A 14,485-nucleotide genomic window follows, 5' to 3' on the forward strand; every position below is an offset into this window, starting at 1 on the left:
CATCACCTCGTCTGATCAACCGACATTACCACGGAACCTTGTCGCGCAGACGGCCGCGCCCTGCAAGCCGGCAGCCGGACAGCGCGCAGTATTTGCTAAAATTGAACGGTTAATTGGGAGAGTCACAATGAAGCCGCTCATTCTCGTCGCCGCTGCCGCCGCATTTGCCGTCGCCAGCGTCGCCCACGCCGCCGGCGGCACGCCGAGCGCCGACGCCCAGGCCCAGGCCGACGCCAACGAAGCCGCCGGCCTGCCGGATCTCCGGAAGATCAACCGGCCCGGCGCCGAAGTCACGTCGAAGGTCGATTTCGCCGACGTCCGCCGCACGCCGAGCTTCCATGAAAAAAGCAAGAACGGCACCGAAGTCACCGAATATCGCGATCGCGGCAAGCCCGTCGAGATCGACGTGAAGTCGAACTTCGGCACCCGCTACCAGATGAGCGCGTCGCCGGACACGTCGCCGAAGCCGCACGACGCGAGCATTCCGATCACGCGCCTGCCGTCGATCAACCTGCACTACTGACGCTCCGCCCGCGCCGCGCCGGCCCCGGCAGCGGCGCACGGGCTCTCCCCGCTGCCCCTTTTCGCGACGCACGCGGCACGCGTGCCCGCCCAACCTGACTCGACGTATCTCGCATGGCTGTATTCACCGCTGTTTCCGACTCCGATCTCGCGCACTGGATGCGCCACTACGCACTGGGCGACGTCGTCGCGTTCCGCGGCATTCCGTCCGGCATCGAGAACAGCAACTTCTTCCTGACGACGACCCGCGGCGAATACGTCCTCACGATCTTCGAGAAGCTCACGGCCGAACAACTGCCGTTCTATCTCGACCTGATGCGCCACCTGGCCGGCCACGGCGTGCCGGTGCCGGACCCGGTCCCGCGCAACGACGGCGCGCTGTTCGGCGAGCTGCACGGCAAGCCGGCCGCGATCGTCACCAAGCTCGACGGCGCGGCCGAGCTGGCGCCGGGCGTCGAGCACTGCATCGAGGTCGGGCAGATGCTCGCGCGGATGCACCTCGCGGGCCGCGACTATCCGCGCACGCAGCCGAACCTGCGCAGCCTGCCGTGGTGGCAGGAGAACGTGCCGGCGATCGCGCCGTTCGTGACCGCCGGGCAGCTCGTGCTGCTGGAAGGCGAACTCGCGCACCAGGCGCGCTTCTTCGCGTCTGCCGACTATGCAGCGCTGCCGGGCGGGCCGTGCCACTGCGACCTGTTCCGCGACAACGCGCTGTTCGCGCACGCGGCGCCGGAAACGGGCCACAGCGTGCGGCTCGGCGGCTTCTTCGACTTCTATTTCGCCGGCTGCGACAAGTGGCTGTTCGACGTCGCGGTGACCGTCAACGACTGGTGCGTCGACCTCGCGACGGGCGTGCTCGACCACGCGCGCGCCGACGCGCTGCTGCGCGCGTACCAGACGGTGCGGCCGTTCACGGCCGAGGAGCGCCGCCACTGGGGCGACATGCTGCGCGCCGGCGCGTACCGCTTCTGGGTATCGCGCCTGTATGACTTCTACCTGCCCCGTGCGGCCGAGATGCTGAAGCCGCACGATCCCGGCCATTTCGAACGCATCCTGCGCGAGCGTATCGCCCATATGCCCGCGCTTCCCGAGACCCAACCCGCATGCAACTGATCGAAGTCCCCGCGAAGACCGGCTACGTCTGGTTCCGTCAAGGCATCTGGCTGTTCCGCCGGAACCCGCTGGCGTTCATCACGCTGTTCGTGACGTACATGCTGGCCATTGCGCTCGTATCGAGGGTGCCCGTGATCGGCGCGGTGCTGCCGCCGCTGCTCATTCCCGGCCTTGCGGTCGGCTTCATGGCCGCGTGCCGCGACACCGTGGCCGGCAAGCACGTGCTGCCGACGATTCTCGTCGACGGCTTCCATTCGTACGGCGCCGTCGCGACCCGGCGGCTGCTCGTGCTCGGCGCGATCTATGTCGTGGCAATGGCGCTCGTGGTCGCGGCAGCGTCGATGGCGGACAGCGGCGCGATGTTGAGTGCGATGGTCAGCGCGACGAGCGACGCAAGCACGAACACGAGCCCGGACGCGCTCGCAGTACCGCCGGGCACGCTCAGCTCGCTGCTGGTCGCGACGCTGCTCTACGTGCCCGTCTCGATGCTGTTCTGGTTCGCGCCCGTGCTCACCGCATGGCACGATATCCCGCCCGCGAAGGCGTTGTTCTTCAGCATCGTCAGCTGCTGGCGCAACCGGGGCGCGTTCGCCGTCTACGGCCTGGTGTGGTTCGGCGTCATGCTCGGCACGTCGCTCGTCCTGTCGCTGGTATTGCAGGCGGTCGGCGCCGGCATCGATACGCTCAAGCTCATGATGCCGGTGTTGATGGCCATCATCGGCGCGATGGTCTATTGCTCGTTCTACGCGACTTATCGAGGCTGCTTCGGCGTGCAGGAGCCGAACGCACCGGCCACGCCGTCGTCGGGCCGCTGACCGCCCCCCTTGGCCGGCGCGCCCGTCGCCGGTTGCCCGTCTCCAGGTTCGGGGACGGACAGCCGGCCCCGGCTTCGCGCCCCTGTTCAAGCGAATCATTTGCGCGCAAAATCATTTGCATACAAATCTTTTGCGTCAACACCGCACGCCGTATCATGGACCGCCCGCCCATCCTGCCCCAGACGCTCGACGAGCAATTGTGCTTCGCGCTCTACTCGACTTCGCACGCGATGACGAAAGCGTACAAGCCGCTGCTCGACAAGTTGTCGCTGACCTATCCCCAATATCTCGCGATGCTCGTGCTGTGGGAACGCGACGACATCGCGGTCAAGGACATCGCCGCCCGGCTCGATCTCGATCCGGCCACGGTCACGCCGCTGCTCAAGCGGCTGGAAGCGCTCGGCTACGTCGAACGCGTGCGCAGCGCGGCCGACGAGCGCGTCGTGAACGTGCGCCTGACAACGGATGGCCGCGCGCTCAAGGAAAAGGCGCGCTCGGTGCCCGCCGACCTGTTTTGCGTCATGCAGCAGACGCCGGAATTCCTGATCCGGCTGCGCACGGATCTGAAGCAGCTGCGCGACGCGCTGGCGGCCTCCAGCGACCGCTGACTACCGGAGCCCGGCCTCGCCGGGCAATTTTTTTGAAATTTGATTTGCACACAAATCATTTGTGTTCTATATTTTCTCCGTGGCCGGCAGCAACGTGTCTGACCGGACCGCTTCCCTCTATCCCGACAGGAGCTGCACCATGAACATTCTGTACAAGACGAGCGCAACGAGCACGGGCGGCCGCGACGGCCGCGCAGTATCCGCAGACAACAAGCTGGAAGTGAAGCTCGCCGCGCCGCGCGAGCTGGGCGGCACCGGGGCCGAAGGCACGAATCCCGAGCAGCTGTTCGCGGCAGGTTATTCGGCGTGCTTCCTGAGCGCGATGAAGTTCGTCGCCGGCCAGAGCAAGCAGGCGATCCCGGCCGACACGCAGGTCACGGCCGAAGTCGGCATCGGCCCGAACGACGCGGGCGGGTTCGCGCTCGACGTCGAACTGCGCGTGTCGCTGCCGGGCCTCGACAAGGCCGCCGCGCAGGCGCTCGTCGACAAGGCGCACCAGGTGTGCCCGTACTCGAACGCGACGCGCAACAACGTGCCGGTGCGCCTGACGGTCGTTTGACAGCCGTTTGACGCGCTGCGCCGCCGAATGCAAAAAGGGCGCGTGCGGCTCGCATGCCGCACGCGCCTTTTGTTGCGCAATGCCGGATCGGATGGCGGGCTGCGCCCCGCCTGACGACGTTTAGCGCACGGTCATCCAGGACGGACGGCCCGACACGCCTTCGCGATCGAGCTTGCGCATGCGGAACTCGAGGTCGTACAGGTCGGAAGCGCCGGCGAGGTAGGCATCGGCGCGCTCTTTGGCGGCCTGCTCGGCATTCTTGGTCAGCATCAGGAACAGACGGCTCAGCATGAACATGATCGATCTCGCAAATCTAAAGGTCTTTGACTAGGGTTTTCCCGAATTATAGGGAAAACCCTAGTCCCTGACCAGCGTCGATCAGACGGTGCGTCGTTCTGCCGCCACAGTGCGGCGATGGGCGTCGAAGAAAGACCAGATCATCGCGCTCGCATCGGGGCCGACCGCTGCGTGGAACGGCACGGCTTCGTCGCCGCCCGCCCACGCGTGATCGAGCCCTTTGACGTGGCACAGCCGGACGACGGATGCGCCGCCGCGGCGATAGTCGCGGATCTGCGTGCCGGGCTCGTGCAGGTCGACCCGCTCGCCGCCCCGCAATTCACCGCGGCTGTCCGCCAGCCCGTTCAGCCGCAGGAACTGGATCGCAAGCTGATCGGCGTTCTTCGGCGATACCACGTGATCGCCGTCGCCGTGCATGATCAGCGCGGGCATGCCGGGATGCGCGTCGTTCGCGCTGATCAGTGCGTCAACGGCCGCGACCGGGTTCTGGCGCAGGCCGCGCCGCATCACGTCCATCCCGGTGATGCCGGAATTCGCTTCGCCGAACGCCGGCCCGGAATGCAGCGCAACCGCCGCGAAGCGGTCCGGGAAATTCAGCGCGAGCAGCGACGCGAGGCCCGCACCGGCCGACAGCCCGGCGACATAGACGCGCGACGCGTCGAAGCCGCGCGCGTCGACCAGCGCATCGACGAGGGACGCGACCGCGTGGGCCTCGCCGCGGCCCGCGCGCTCGGTGTCCTCGTACCAGTGCCAGCAGCCGTGCGAATGCGCGCGCAGCGATTGTTCCGGATATAGCACCGCGAATCCGTACCGGTCGGCCAGCAGGTTCATCCGGGTGCCCTGCGCGAATCCGTCGGCGGTCTGCGTGCAGCCGTGTAGCATCACGACGAGCGGCATGCTGCTGCGCCGGCGGCCGGGCGGCACGTACAGCGCGTACGCGAGCTGCTGGACGAGACGCCCGATCGCGGGCGCCATCGGGTGTTCGCCGCGCGTCCACTCGCCGGCCGCCCACGCGGCCGCACGTGGCCAGACCCGCGACTCGCGCACCGGCGGCGGATCGGCGGCGGGCGATGCGGCGGCCTCGATCACGTCGAGCGCCATGCGCTGCGCGCCGCGCGCCGCGCCTTTGGCGGGCGGGGACAGCATGCGTTTCATGCCGCCCAGCCACATCTTCGTCAGACTTTTGGTCATCGATCGGGCTCGCAGTCAGGAATTGGGGACGCTACGGAGAGCGCATCGTTCGGAGTTTGTGCGATGCACAATAACACTGTTTCTGGGATTTATCCTGCGCAGGGATAGTTCCCGTCCGCGCAAAAATCGGGCTCCATGTGTGCACGACGCTATACTGGTGCTTCGCCGCTTGTATCCGTTGTAGTCGCTCTCCCCGGCTCGCGCGTTAATTAAGCATTCGTCCCGCCTCTGCTCGCTTTCCTTTCCCGATGTTCGACCTGCCGTCTCACCTGTGGATCTCGATCACCGCGTTCGGTGGCGCCGGCCTGACGCTGCCGCTCGCCATCACGATCGCCGTCTGGCTCGCGCTCGGCTATTCGTGGCAGCGCGCCGCCGGATGGCTCGCGGTCCTCGCGTGCGCAATCGGCGTCGTCGCACTCACGAAGATCGCGTTCCTCGGCTGGGGCATCGGCATCCGCGCGTGGGATTTCACCGGCTTCAGCGGCCACGCGATGCTGTCCACGTCGGTCTATCCGGTTGCGATCTTCCTGGCGCTGATCCGCGCGCGCACGCCGCTGCGGCTGCTCGGCATCGTGCTCGGGCTGGCGGCGGGCGTCGCGGTCGGCGTGTCGCGCGTCGCGCTCGCCGCGCATTCGCCGTCCGAGTCGGTCACGGGCTGCATCGTCGGCGCGCTCGCCGCGCTGGTCTTCATCGCCGCTTCGTGGCACGCCGAGCCGCACCGCTGGTCGGTGCCGGCCGTCATCGCGAGCCTCGCGCTCGTCACCGTCGCGCTGCACGGCGTCACCGTGCCTTCGCATCGCTGGGTGACCCAGGTCGCGCTGCACCTGTCCGGCCACGAGCGGCCGTTCGTGCGCGCGCGCTGGAAGGCCAATCCGAACTACCGCCCCGCGTCGCAGCCGTCTTCGCTGCAGCGCACCGATTCGCAGCCCGGCACGCTGCACGCGTAACCCGCGGCACGTCGCCGCAGCCGACGGCGGCGCTCGCGCCCCGCCGGCCCGCTTCCCGCTTCCCGCTTCCCGCTTCCCGCTTCCGCAACATGACCATGCCGCCCGCCGCATGTGCATTATGTCGAGCGTTATAACCCGCCCTATATTACGATTACGGTTTCCGTCATCCGAACCAGATTCGCCATGCGCTCACCCGTCCGCCCGCTCCGTCGCACCCTGATTCGCCTGCTGCCGCTCGCCGCGTTCGCCGCCGGCATCGCGCTCAACACGACCGCCCACGCCGCCGACGAACTGGTCGTGTCGGCGGCCGCCAGCCTGACGAACGCGTTCAAGGCCGTCGGCGACGCGTACGAGAAGCAGCATCCGGACACCAAGGTGCTGTTCAACTTCGGCGCATCGGACGTGCTGATGCAGCAGATCGTCAAGGGCGCGCCGGCCGACGTGTTCGCGTCCGCCGACCAGAAGGCGATGGACCGCGCGGCGGACGAGAAGGTGATCGCTCCCGGCACGCGGCGCGATTTCGCCGCGAACTCGCTCGTGCTGATCGTGCCGGCCGACAGCCGCACCGCCGCGCCGGCATCGCTGCGCGACCTGACCGCGCCCGGCGTGAAACGCATCGCGTACGGCGACCCGGCGTCGGTGCCGGTCGGCCGCTACACCGAAGGTGCGCTGCGCGCGGCGGGCGTCTGGGACGCGGTCAGCGCGAAGGGCGTGCTGGCGGCCAACGTGCGCCAGAGCCTCGATTACGTCGCGCGCGGCGAGGTCGACGCCGGTTTCGTGTTCGGCACCGACGCTGCAGTCATGCCCGGCCGCGTGAAGGTCGCGCTGACGGTGCCGACCCAGACCGCGATCACCTACCCGATCGCGGTGGTCAAGGACAGCCGGCATGCCGCGCAGGCGCAGTCGTTCGTCGATTTCGTCACGTCGCCGCAAGGTCAGGCGGTGCTCGCGACGTTCGGCTTCAAGCCGGCCACCGGCAAGTAAGAAGCGAGCTGTGACATGCATGACGCCTGGATTCCGCTGCTGCTGTCGTTGAAGGTGGCCGGCTGGGCGACCGCGCTCGACATCGTGCTCGGCGTCGCCGCCGCGTTCGCGCTGGCGCGCTGGCGCTCGCCCGCGCGCGACGTGGTGGACTCGCTGCTGACGCTGCCGCTCGTGCTGCCGCCGACGGTGCTCGGCTATTACCTGCTCGTGCTGCTCGGACGGCGCGGCGTGTTCGGCGCATGGCTCGATTCGGTCGGCATCCAGCTCGTGTTCACGTGGCAAGGCGCGGTGATCGCATCGATGGTTGTCGCGTTCCCGCTGATCCTGAAGTCGGCGCGCGCGGCGTTCGAAAGCGTCGATCCGCAGCTCGAGCGCGCCGCGCGCACGCTCGGCCTCGGCGAAGCCGCGGTGTTCTTCCGCGTGACGCTGCCGCTCGCCGCGCGCGGAATCCTCGCGGGCGCGCTGCTCGCGTTCGCGCGCGCGCTCGGCGAATTCGGCGCGACGCTGATGATCGCGGGCAACCTGCCCGGCCGCACGCAGACGCTGTCGGTCGCCGTCTATGCGGCCGTGCAGGCGGGCGACGACGGCACCGCCAACCTGCTCGTGCTGGTGACGTCGATCACGTGCGTAGTCGTGCTGCTCGCGGCGGGCCGGCTCGTGCCGTCGCGCGCGTTGAGCGGAGTACGCTGAGATGAAACAGCCCCCACGCTCGCTTTGCTCGCTGCCCCCCGAGGGGGCGGTCAGCCCCCTTGGGACGGCCCGGCGGAGGCTGAGATGAAACGACCCCCACGCTCGCTTTGTTCGCTGCCCCCCGAGGGGGCGGTCAGCCCCCTTGGGACGGCCCGGCGGAGGCTGACATGAGCCTCGTCGTCGACATCCGCAAGACTTACGCGACCGCCGAGCGCCGCTTCGAGCTCGACGTGTCGTTCGCGGCCATGTCGCAGCGCGTCGTGCTGTTCGGACCGTCCGGTGCGGGCAAAAGCCTGACGCTGCAGGCGATCGCGGGGCTGCTGACGCCGGACGCCGGCACGATCGCGCTGGACGGCGAGCCGCTGTTCGACGCCGCGCGCGGCATCGACGTCCCGACCCGCGCGCGCCGGGTCGCGTACCTGTTCCAGGACTATGCGCTGTTTCCGCACCTGAACGTGCGCCAGAACATCGCGTTCGGGCTGACGCCCGGGCTGCGCAACCCGCGCGCGAAGACGCTGCCGCCGGAAGTCGCGTACTGGCTGCGCGCGTTCGAGCTGGAAGCGCTCGCGAGCCAGTATCCGGCGCAACTGTCCGGCGGCCAGAAGCAGCGCGTCGCGCTCGCGCGCGCACTGATCGCGCAGCCGCGCATCCTGCTGCTCGACGAGCCGTTCGCGGCGCTCGACGGCGCGATGCGCCAGCGGATGCGCCACGAGCTCGCCGAGCTGCAGGCGCGGCTCGACATTCCGATGGTGCTGATCACGCACGATCCGGACGACGTCGCCGCGTTCGGCGACCAGGTCGTGCAATTGAGCGACGGGCGCGTGCGGACGGCGAGCGCGCACGCCGCGTGGCCGACGCGCGTCGTGTAACGACGCGCGTGCAACTGGCGCGTGCAACCGGCGCGGGCCGCCGGACGTCAGCCCGTCACCGCAAGAATCACGCTCGACGCCTTGAACAGCGCGATCGCCCGCCGCCCGGCGGCGAGCTGCAGCGCGTCGACGCTGTCGTTCGTCACGACCGCGGTCAGCGTCCCGCCGCCGTCGAGCGCGAGCGTCACCTCGCTGTTCACCGCGCCGCCCTTCACGGTCTCGACGGCGCCATGCAACTGGTTGCGCGCCGACACCCTGACGGCCAGCGCGCCGTCGTCGGCCGCGAGCATGACCCACGATGCCTTGACGAGCGCACAGGCGTCCGCGCCGACCTGCAGGCCGAGCGCCTCGGTGCTTTCATGCGTGACTACCGCGACGACCGTCTGGCCGCCGGGCAACGTCATCACCACTTCGTCGTTGACGGCGCCGCGCCGGATCGACGCGACCTTCCCGAACAGCTGATTGCGCGCGCTGGTTTTCATGCCGATTCTCCCGATCAGCGCCCAGTCGACGTCGAAGCCGGACACCGCCGCGCTCGCGGCATCGATGAAGCGGCGATGCTCGCGCTCGATCGTCCGGAACGCGGCGATCAGCGACGCCGCGCGCGGCGTCAGCGTCGTGCCGCCGCCGCCCTTGCCGCCGGTGGCGCGCAGCACGAGCGGCTCGCCCGCGAGGTTGTTCATCGTATCGATCGCTTCCCACGCGCCCTTGTAGCTGATGCCGACCGCCTTCGCGGCGCGCGTGATCGAACCGGTCTCGCCGATCGCCGCCAGCAGCGCGATGCGCGTCGAGCCGCCGAGCATCTGCGCGCCCGCGCGCAGCCAAAGCTCGCCGCCCAGTTCGAGCGGCTCGGTACGGGAAGGCGGTTGCGGATCGGCGCTCATCGGTCGGCGTGGCAAGAACGGGCCGCCATTATAGTCAGCGCCCGCGCCCGGACACCGCCTTGCCGCCGAGCTTCGGCGGACGCAGGCTGGCGAGCAGCGCTTCGGCGTCGTGCACCGCGTGCCGTTCGAGCGCCGCGCCGTAGCCGCGCACGAAGCCGGTCTGATACGGCGGCGCCGCCAGTTGCTCGAGACGATGCAGCGCGACCACCGTGTCGTTCGCCTCGCCCAGCACGCCCTGCACGCGCGCGAGCGTCTTGATCGTCTCGGTGCGCGTGCCGCGCGAAGCCAGCGACGCGAAGAATTCCAGCGCGTAGCGCAGCCGTTTCGCATCGATCCGCACCTGGTGGCGCGCGGCGGCGTCGAGCGTCGCGAGCGACGGCGCGCCGTACAGGCGGCCGAACAGCCGGCGCACGCGCTTGGTCACGTGCCGCTTCAGCGACGGCGCGTCGTCGTCCGCGGTGGGCGGCTGCACGAACGCGCCCAGCCATTCGAGCCAGCCGAGCGTGAGCCGCACGTACCGCGCCGAATGCAGCCCCTGGCGCAGCTCGACGCGCGCCGCCGCGCACTGCGCGCGCGCCGCGTCGAGGGTGCCCGCCCATTCGGCGCTGTCGCCGTCGGCCGCGATCAGCGCGGGCAGGGTTTCCGTCGAGAACACGTCCCAGTCGCGCACCGTGCCGAGCAGCGCCGCGAGCCAGCGCAGGTCCGCCTCGAACGCCTCTTTCCAGCCGCCGTTCGCGTAGCGCGGGAAGAAGCGCATCAGCGTGCGCAGGCGGCGCAGCGCGACGCGCATCTGGTGAACGAACTCGGGATCCTCGTGGTCGAGCACGCCGCCTTCGTTGCCGAGCCACTGCGCGGCGATGTCGCCGGACAGCGCGAACAGCGCCGCACGCTGCGTGCGGACCCCGCTCAGGTCGACGAGCTGCGCCTTCACCGGCGCGGCCTCGGCCAGCGCGCCCGCGCACGCGCGGTCGATCACGCTCGTCAGCTGGACGAACGCGGGCCACGCGCCGCTCAGCTCGCGCGCGGCGGCGAACAGCGCACGCAGCGCGGCGGCGCGCGCATCCGGCGTCTGCCAGTCCGGCGCGTCGAGACGCAGTTCACAGTACCGCCGGGGCGCCGGGTCGACACCGTGGATCGTGACGTCGTCGAGCGTCATCTCGACCACCACGCCGCTGTCGTCGGCCCATCGTCCGCGCCGCCGCTCGCTGACGAGTCGCACGCGCGCGGCTTCGGACGGCGGCGCAGCGTCGGCCTGCGTGGGGGTTTCGCTCGCGACGGCGATGGCCACGTCCGCCGCCTCGGCCTTGCCGGCATCGGGCGACGGGTTCGAATCGGACGGGGCGGCCGGCGCAGGCGCCGCAACGACGATGCCCGCGTGTTCCGCGTCGAACACCTCGCGCAACGTCACGCCGGGCGCGAGCGTCTGCGTGCGCGCCGCGACGACGCGCCGCTCCTGCGCGGTCGATTCGACCCAGTTCCACCAGCTCTCGCCGGGGCTCGGCTCGGCCTCGACGGCCTCGCACGGCTCGATCGTCACGCGTTCGTGGCCGCGCTTCATCCTGACCTGCGGACAGATCCGCCATGCACGGCCGAGCTCGGCGCCGAAGTCGCGCTGCGCGCTCCGGGCCCGGCTCGCCGACGCGGCCGGCCAACCTTCCAACGACATGCACAACACGACTTCCAGCACACGCGACATGGAGTCTCCCGCTCATGTTGAATCGCCGGCGTCTCCCCTGGGCCGGCGTCGTTCGTGATGCAGTCTCCATAGTACACGGCACAAACCGCGCGCGAGCCGGGCGCGGCCGGCCGCTTGCCGTGCGTCAGACGACGTATTGCGCGATGCCGTTGCCGAACGACCAGTCCTCCTTCAGCACCTCGACGAGGCTGATGAACACGTCCTGCGGCCGCACGCCGGGCCGCTGCGCGAGGTTGTCGACGATCGTCCGGTACAACGCCTGCTTCTGCTCGAGCGTGCGCGTGTTGTTCGCGGTGATCTGGATCATCACGAGATCGTCGCTGCGCTCGATGTCGAGGTAATGGCGGCCGAACACGAAATTCTCGCCCGCATGCTCGGTCACGACCATGAAGATGTCGTCCTCGGGCACGTTGAAGGTGTGCATTAGCGCACGGTGCACGCCGTCGACGAGCGCCGCGCGGTATGCGGCCGGCTTGCCTTCGCGCAGTGCGATACGGGTGAATGGCATGGTGGTTCTCCTGGCGGTGACGTTGAAGGATGGAAACGCCACGTCAGGTTAAAGACGCCGAACTATAATAAACAGTCATCGATACATATTTCATTCATTTACATTGAAAATGAAAGTCCTCGACCTGGATGCGGTGCGGGCGTTCGTGCTGGTCGCCGACCTCGCGAGCTTCACGCGCGCGGCCGACGCGCTCGACACCACGCAATCGGCCGTCAGCCTGAAGCTGAAGCGGCTTGAAACCCACCTCGGCAAGCCGCTGCTCGAGCGCACGCCGCGGGTCGTGAAGCTGGCGGCCGACGGCGAGACCTTCCTGCCCGCGGCCCGCGCGCTGCTGGATGCGCACGACGACGCGCTCGGCGCGATCGCGGCCGGCACGCGCCGCCTGTCGCTCGGCGTCAGCGAGCACGTCGCGGTGCCGGACCTGCCCGCCGTGCTCACCTGCCTGCACCGACAGGACCCGGGCCTGTCGCTCGAGATGCATCTCGGCACGTCGGCCAACCTGCTTGCGCTGTACGACGAGCGCCGCCTCGACGCCGTGATCGTGCGCCACGAGCCCGGCGTGGACCCGCCGCGCGACGACGGCACGCTGCTGTTCACCGAGCCGCTCGCATGGCTCGCCGCGCCGGACTGGGCGCCGCGCGCGGGCGAGCCGCTGCCGCTCGCGGTGCTGGCCGGCCCGTGCGGGGTGCGGGCCGCCGCGCTGCGCGCGCTCGACCACGCGGGGCGGCCGTGGCGCGAACGCTTCACGGGCGGCGGCGTCGCGGCGGTCGCGGCGGCCGCCGCCGCGGGGCTCGCAGTCTGCCCGCTGGCCCGCCGCGTTGCGCCGCGCACGCTGGTCGACGTCGGCGCGAAATTCGGGCTGCCGCCGCTGCCGCACTCGCAGGTCGTGCTCTATGCGCGCGTGCGCGACACCCGCTCGGCGGCCGCGCTGAGGCGATTTGCCGACAGCCTTGCAATCTCGGCGTAAACTGACGGGTTTCGTCAGTCCTCCGGCTTACATCTCGTCATGACGCCCGCCGCACGCCAACACCTCCGCGCCAACCTGCTGATGCTCGGCGCCGCCGCGATCTGGGGATCGGCCTTCGTCGCCCAGCGGCTGAGCCTCGACGTGATCGGGCCGTTCCTGTTCACCGGGCTGCGCTTCCTGCTCGGCGCGCTGGTGCTCGTGCCGCTGCTGGCGCTCAACGCGGCGTCGCGCACGCACGTCGCCGCGATCCGCCGCGCGCCCGCGCTGCTGCTGCCCGGCCTCGCGCTGGGCGCGCTGCTCGCGGCGTCGATCTCGCTGCAGCAGATCGGCCTGCAATACACGCGGATCGCGAACGCCGGCTTCATCAGCTCGCTGTACGTCGTGCTCGTGCCGCTGATGGGCGTGTTCGCGCGCCACCGGATCGGCGCCGGCACGTGGTTCGGCGCACTGCTCGCGGCGATCGGGCTGTATTTCCTGAGCATCGACGAGCACTTCTCGATCCTGTACGGCGACTGGTTCCAGCTGGCCGGCGCGGTCATCATCGCCGCGCACGTGATGGCGGTCGGCCACCTCGCGCGACGCCACGATCCGCTCGTGCTCGCGTTCCTGCAGTTCGCAACCTGCGGGGTGCTGTGCCTCGCGATCGGCCTCGCCGTCGAGCCGGTCAGCGTCGCGATGCTGCGCGGCGCGCTGCCGACGCTGCTGTACGGCGGCCTGCTGTCGGTCGGCGTCGGCTACACGCTGCAGGTGGTGGCGCAGCGAGACGCGGCGCCCGCTCATGCGGCGGTGATCTTCAGCATGGAAGGCGTGTTCGCCGCGATCGCGGGCTGGGCGGCGCTCGGCGAAACACTGACGCTGCGCGCGCTCGTCGGCTGCGCGCTGATGCTCGCCGGCCTGCTCGCGTGCCAGTTGCTGCCGCGCGGCGACGCGCAGAAAAAGGACGAGGACGCGGTGCCGGCGTGACACGCCCGATCCCTATAATGGCGGTTCCCGATTCACGTCCGACCGCTTCCGACAGGCCCGCTCCTTGACGCCCGACCCCGACCTGCTGCGCGAACGCGCGGCGCACTATGCCGCGCAGGCGGCGCTGTTCCTCCGCGACCAGGCGCTGTCGACCGCGTCGCACGACCTGCGCAGCCCGCTCAACGCGATGCACAGCTGGGCGTATGTGCTGGAGCGCCAGCTGGCCAACGCCGATCCGGGCCTGCAGCGCGCGCTTGCGGGCATCCGCACCGGCATCGACCAGCAGGTGAAGCTGATCGACGACGCGCTCGACGCGCCGCGCGCCGAGACGCGCACGCTCGCGCTCGCGCCGCAGCCGTTCGCGCTGCACCCGCTGCTCGACGACGTGCTTGCGCTCGCCCGCTTCGCGCTCGCCGACGCGCGGCAGGTGACGCTCGACGCGACGCCGCCCGACGGCGCGCCGACGCTCACTGCCGACCGCGAACGACTCGCGCAGGCGCTCTGGACCATGCTGGTCGCAGCAATCGAGGCCAGCCCCGCCGGCGGCCGCGTGGCGTTCTCGTGCGCGCGCGACGGCGCGCGGCTCGTCGCGCACGTGGCCTGCAGCGTGGATGCCGCGGCGCTCGCCGACCCGGCCCGCCCCCACGTGTTCGAGCCCTTCGCGCGCCGCGAGATGCTGCGCGAACGCGAAGCCAAACGCGTCGCCTGGGCGCTTGCGCTCGCGCAGCGCGTCGCGCTCGCGCACGGCGGCAGTTTCACGCACGACCGGTTCGCCGACGGCGCGGCGGTCACCCTCGCGCTCGACCTCCCGTGCGAGGCGCCCGTGTAAGCCAGCAGCAACATCCAATATTACGTTTGCCTTTCCGGCCCTA

Annotated in this window: 17 protein-coding genes; 12 read left to right on the forward strand and 5 right to left on the reverse strand. The window is 70.0% G+C overall.

Features of this window, described 5'->3' with window-relative positions; genetic code table 11:
* Positions 1 to 127 precede the first annotated feature (127 nt).
* From ACFIMZ_RS30285 to ACFIMZ_RS30305, 5 genes are all read left to right on the forward strand, one after another.
* The gene (locus tag ACFIMZ_RS30285) at positions 128 to 523 is read left to right on the forward strand and encodes a hypothetical protein (protein ID WP_042587369.1); all 396 of its coding nucleotides are present in this window, start codon (positions 128 to 130) and stop codon (positions 521 to 523) included.
* Between the two features lie 113 nt (positions 524 to 636).
* Complete coding sequence (locus ACFIMZ_RS30290) at positions 637 to 1,635, forward strand: homoserine kinase (RefSeq protein WP_431823128.1); 999 nt, start codon at positions 637 to 639, stop codon at positions 1,633 to 1,635.
* Positions 1,626 to 2,450 carry a BPSS1780 family membrane protein gene (locus ACFIMZ_RS30295; protein WP_431823129.1) on the forward strand — a complete coding sequence of 275 codons (825 nt, stop codon included), beginning with the start codon at positions 1,626 to 1,628 and terminating at the stop codon, positions 2,448 to 2,450. The genes ACFIMZ_RS30290 and ACFIMZ_RS30295 overlap by 10 nt, the downstream gene beginning before the upstream one ends.
* A gap of 155 nt (positions 2,451 to 2,605) precedes the next feature.
* On the forward strand, positions 2,606 to 3,058 hold the full coding sequence (locus ACFIMZ_RS30300) for a MarR family winged helix-turn-helix transcriptional regulator (protein WP_431823130.1): 453 nt from the start codon (positions 2,606 to 2,608) through the stop codon (positions 3,056 to 3,058).
* Positions 3,059 to 3,197: 139 nt separating this feature from the next.
* A complete protein-coding gene (locus ACFIMZ_RS30305) occupies positions 3,198 to 3,617 on the forward strand; it encodes an organic hydroperoxide resistance protein (RefSeq protein ID WP_084908173.1) in 420 nt (139 codons plus the stop codon).
* A gap of 120 nt (positions 3,618 to 3,737) precedes the next feature.
* Here ACFIMZ_RS30305 and ACFIMZ_RS30310 read toward each other — a convergent pair whose 3' ends face one another.
* A complete protein-coding gene (locus ACFIMZ_RS30310) occupies positions 3,738 to 3,914 on the reverse strand; it encodes a DUF3563 family protein (RefSeq protein ID WP_431823131.1) in 177 nt (58 codons plus the stop codon).
* An 81-nt stretch (positions 3,915 to 3,995) separates the two neighbouring features.
* Positions 3,996 to 5,105, reverse strand: coding sequence for an extracellular catalytic domain type 1 short-chain-length polyhydroxyalkanoate depolymerase (locus tag ACFIMZ_RS30315; protein WP_431823132.1), 1,110 nt, complete (start codon positions 5,103 to 5,105; stop codon positions 3,996 to 3,998).
* Positions 5,106 to 5,353: 248 nt separating this feature from the next.
* On the opposite strand from ACFIMZ_RS30315, the gene ACFIMZ_RS30320 reads away from it, so the two are divergent.
* From ACFIMZ_RS30320 to ACFIMZ_RS30335, 4 genes are all read left to right on the forward strand, one after another.
* Positions 5,354 to 6,052, forward strand: a complete 699-nt coding sequence (locus ACFIMZ_RS30320; protein ID WP_431823133.1) for a phosphatase PAP2 family protein — start codon at positions 5,354 to 5,356, stop codon at positions 6,050 to 6,052.
* Positions 6,053 to 6,235: 183 nt separating this feature from the next.
* On the forward strand, positions 6,236 to 7,036 hold the full coding sequence (gene modA / locus ACFIMZ_RS30325) for a molybdate ABC transporter substrate-binding protein (protein WP_431823134.1): 801 nt from the start codon (positions 6,236 to 6,238) through the stop codon (positions 7,034 to 7,036).
* A 15-nt stretch (positions 7,037 to 7,051) separates the two neighbouring features.
* Positions 7,052 to 7,726 carry a molybdate ABC transporter permease subunit gene (modB, locus tag ACFIMZ_RS30330; protein ID WP_431823135.1) on the forward strand — a complete coding sequence of 225 codons (675 nt, stop codon included), beginning with the start codon at positions 7,052 to 7,054 and terminating at the stop codon, positions 7,724 to 7,726.
* A 167-nt stretch (positions 7,727 to 7,893) separates the two neighbouring features.
* The gene (locus tag ACFIMZ_RS30335; RefSeq protein WP_431823136.1) at positions 7,894 to 8,595 is read left to right on the forward strand and encodes a sulfate/molybdate ABC transporter ATP-binding protein; all 702 of its coding nucleotides are present in this window, start codon (positions 7,894 to 7,896) and stop codon (positions 8,593 to 8,595) included.
* Positions 8,596 to 8,642: 47 nt separating this feature from the next.
* On the opposite strand, the gene ACFIMZ_RS30340 is transcribed toward ACFIMZ_RS30335, so the two are convergent.
* From ACFIMZ_RS30340 to ACFIMZ_RS30350, 3 genes are all read right to left on the reverse strand, one after another.
* Positions 8,643 to 9,479, reverse strand: a complete 837-nt coding sequence (locus ACFIMZ_RS30340) for a TOBE domain-containing protein (protein ID WP_431823137.1) — start codon at positions 9,477 to 9,479, stop codon at positions 8,643 to 8,645.
* A gap of 34 nt (positions 9,480 to 9,513) precedes the next feature.
* The gene (locus tag ACFIMZ_RS30345) at positions 9,514 to 11,175 is read right to left on the reverse strand and encodes a CHAD domain-containing protein (protein ID WP_431823138.1); all 1,662 of its coding nucleotides are present in this window, start codon (positions 11,173 to 11,175) and stop codon (positions 9,514 to 9,516) included.
* A 124-nt stretch (positions 11,176 to 11,299) separates the two neighbouring features.
* Complete coding sequence (locus tag ACFIMZ_RS30350; RefSeq protein ID WP_431823139.1) at positions 11,300 to 11,683, reverse strand: tautomerase family protein; 384 nt, start codon at positions 11,681 to 11,683, stop codon at positions 11,300 to 11,302.
* A gap of 109 nt (positions 11,684 to 11,792) precedes the next feature.
* Between ACFIMZ_RS30350 and ACFIMZ_RS30355 the strand changes: the two genes are divergently transcribed.
* The 3 genes from ACFIMZ_RS30355 (at position 11,793) to ACFIMZ_RS30365 (ending at position 14,442) form a co-directional block, all read left to right on the forward strand.
* Positions 11,793 to 12,650, forward strand: a complete 858-nt coding sequence (locus ACFIMZ_RS30355; protein WP_431823140.1) for a LysR family transcriptional regulator — start codon at positions 11,793 to 11,795, stop codon at positions 12,648 to 12,650.
* 39 nt (positions 12,651 to 12,689) lie between these two features.
* On the forward strand, positions 12,690 to 13,613 hold the full coding sequence (locus ACFIMZ_RS30360) for a DMT family transporter (RefSeq protein ID WP_431823141.1): 924 nt from the start codon (positions 12,690 to 12,692) through the stop codon (positions 13,611 to 13,613).
* Between the two features lie 64 nt (positions 13,614 to 13,677).
* The gene (locus tag ACFIMZ_RS30365; RefSeq protein WP_431823142.1) at positions 13,678 to 14,442 is read left to right on the forward strand and encodes a sensor histidine kinase; all 765 of its coding nucleotides are present in this window, start codon (positions 13,678 to 13,680) and stop codon (positions 14,440 to 14,442) included.
* Positions 14,443 to 14,485 lie beyond the last annotated feature (43 nt).

This window comes from Burkholderia sp. F1, assembly GCF_050813845.1.
Lineage (GTDB): Bacteria > Pseudomonadota > Gammaproteobacteria > Burkholderiales > Burkholderiaceae > Burkholderia > Burkholderia ubonensis.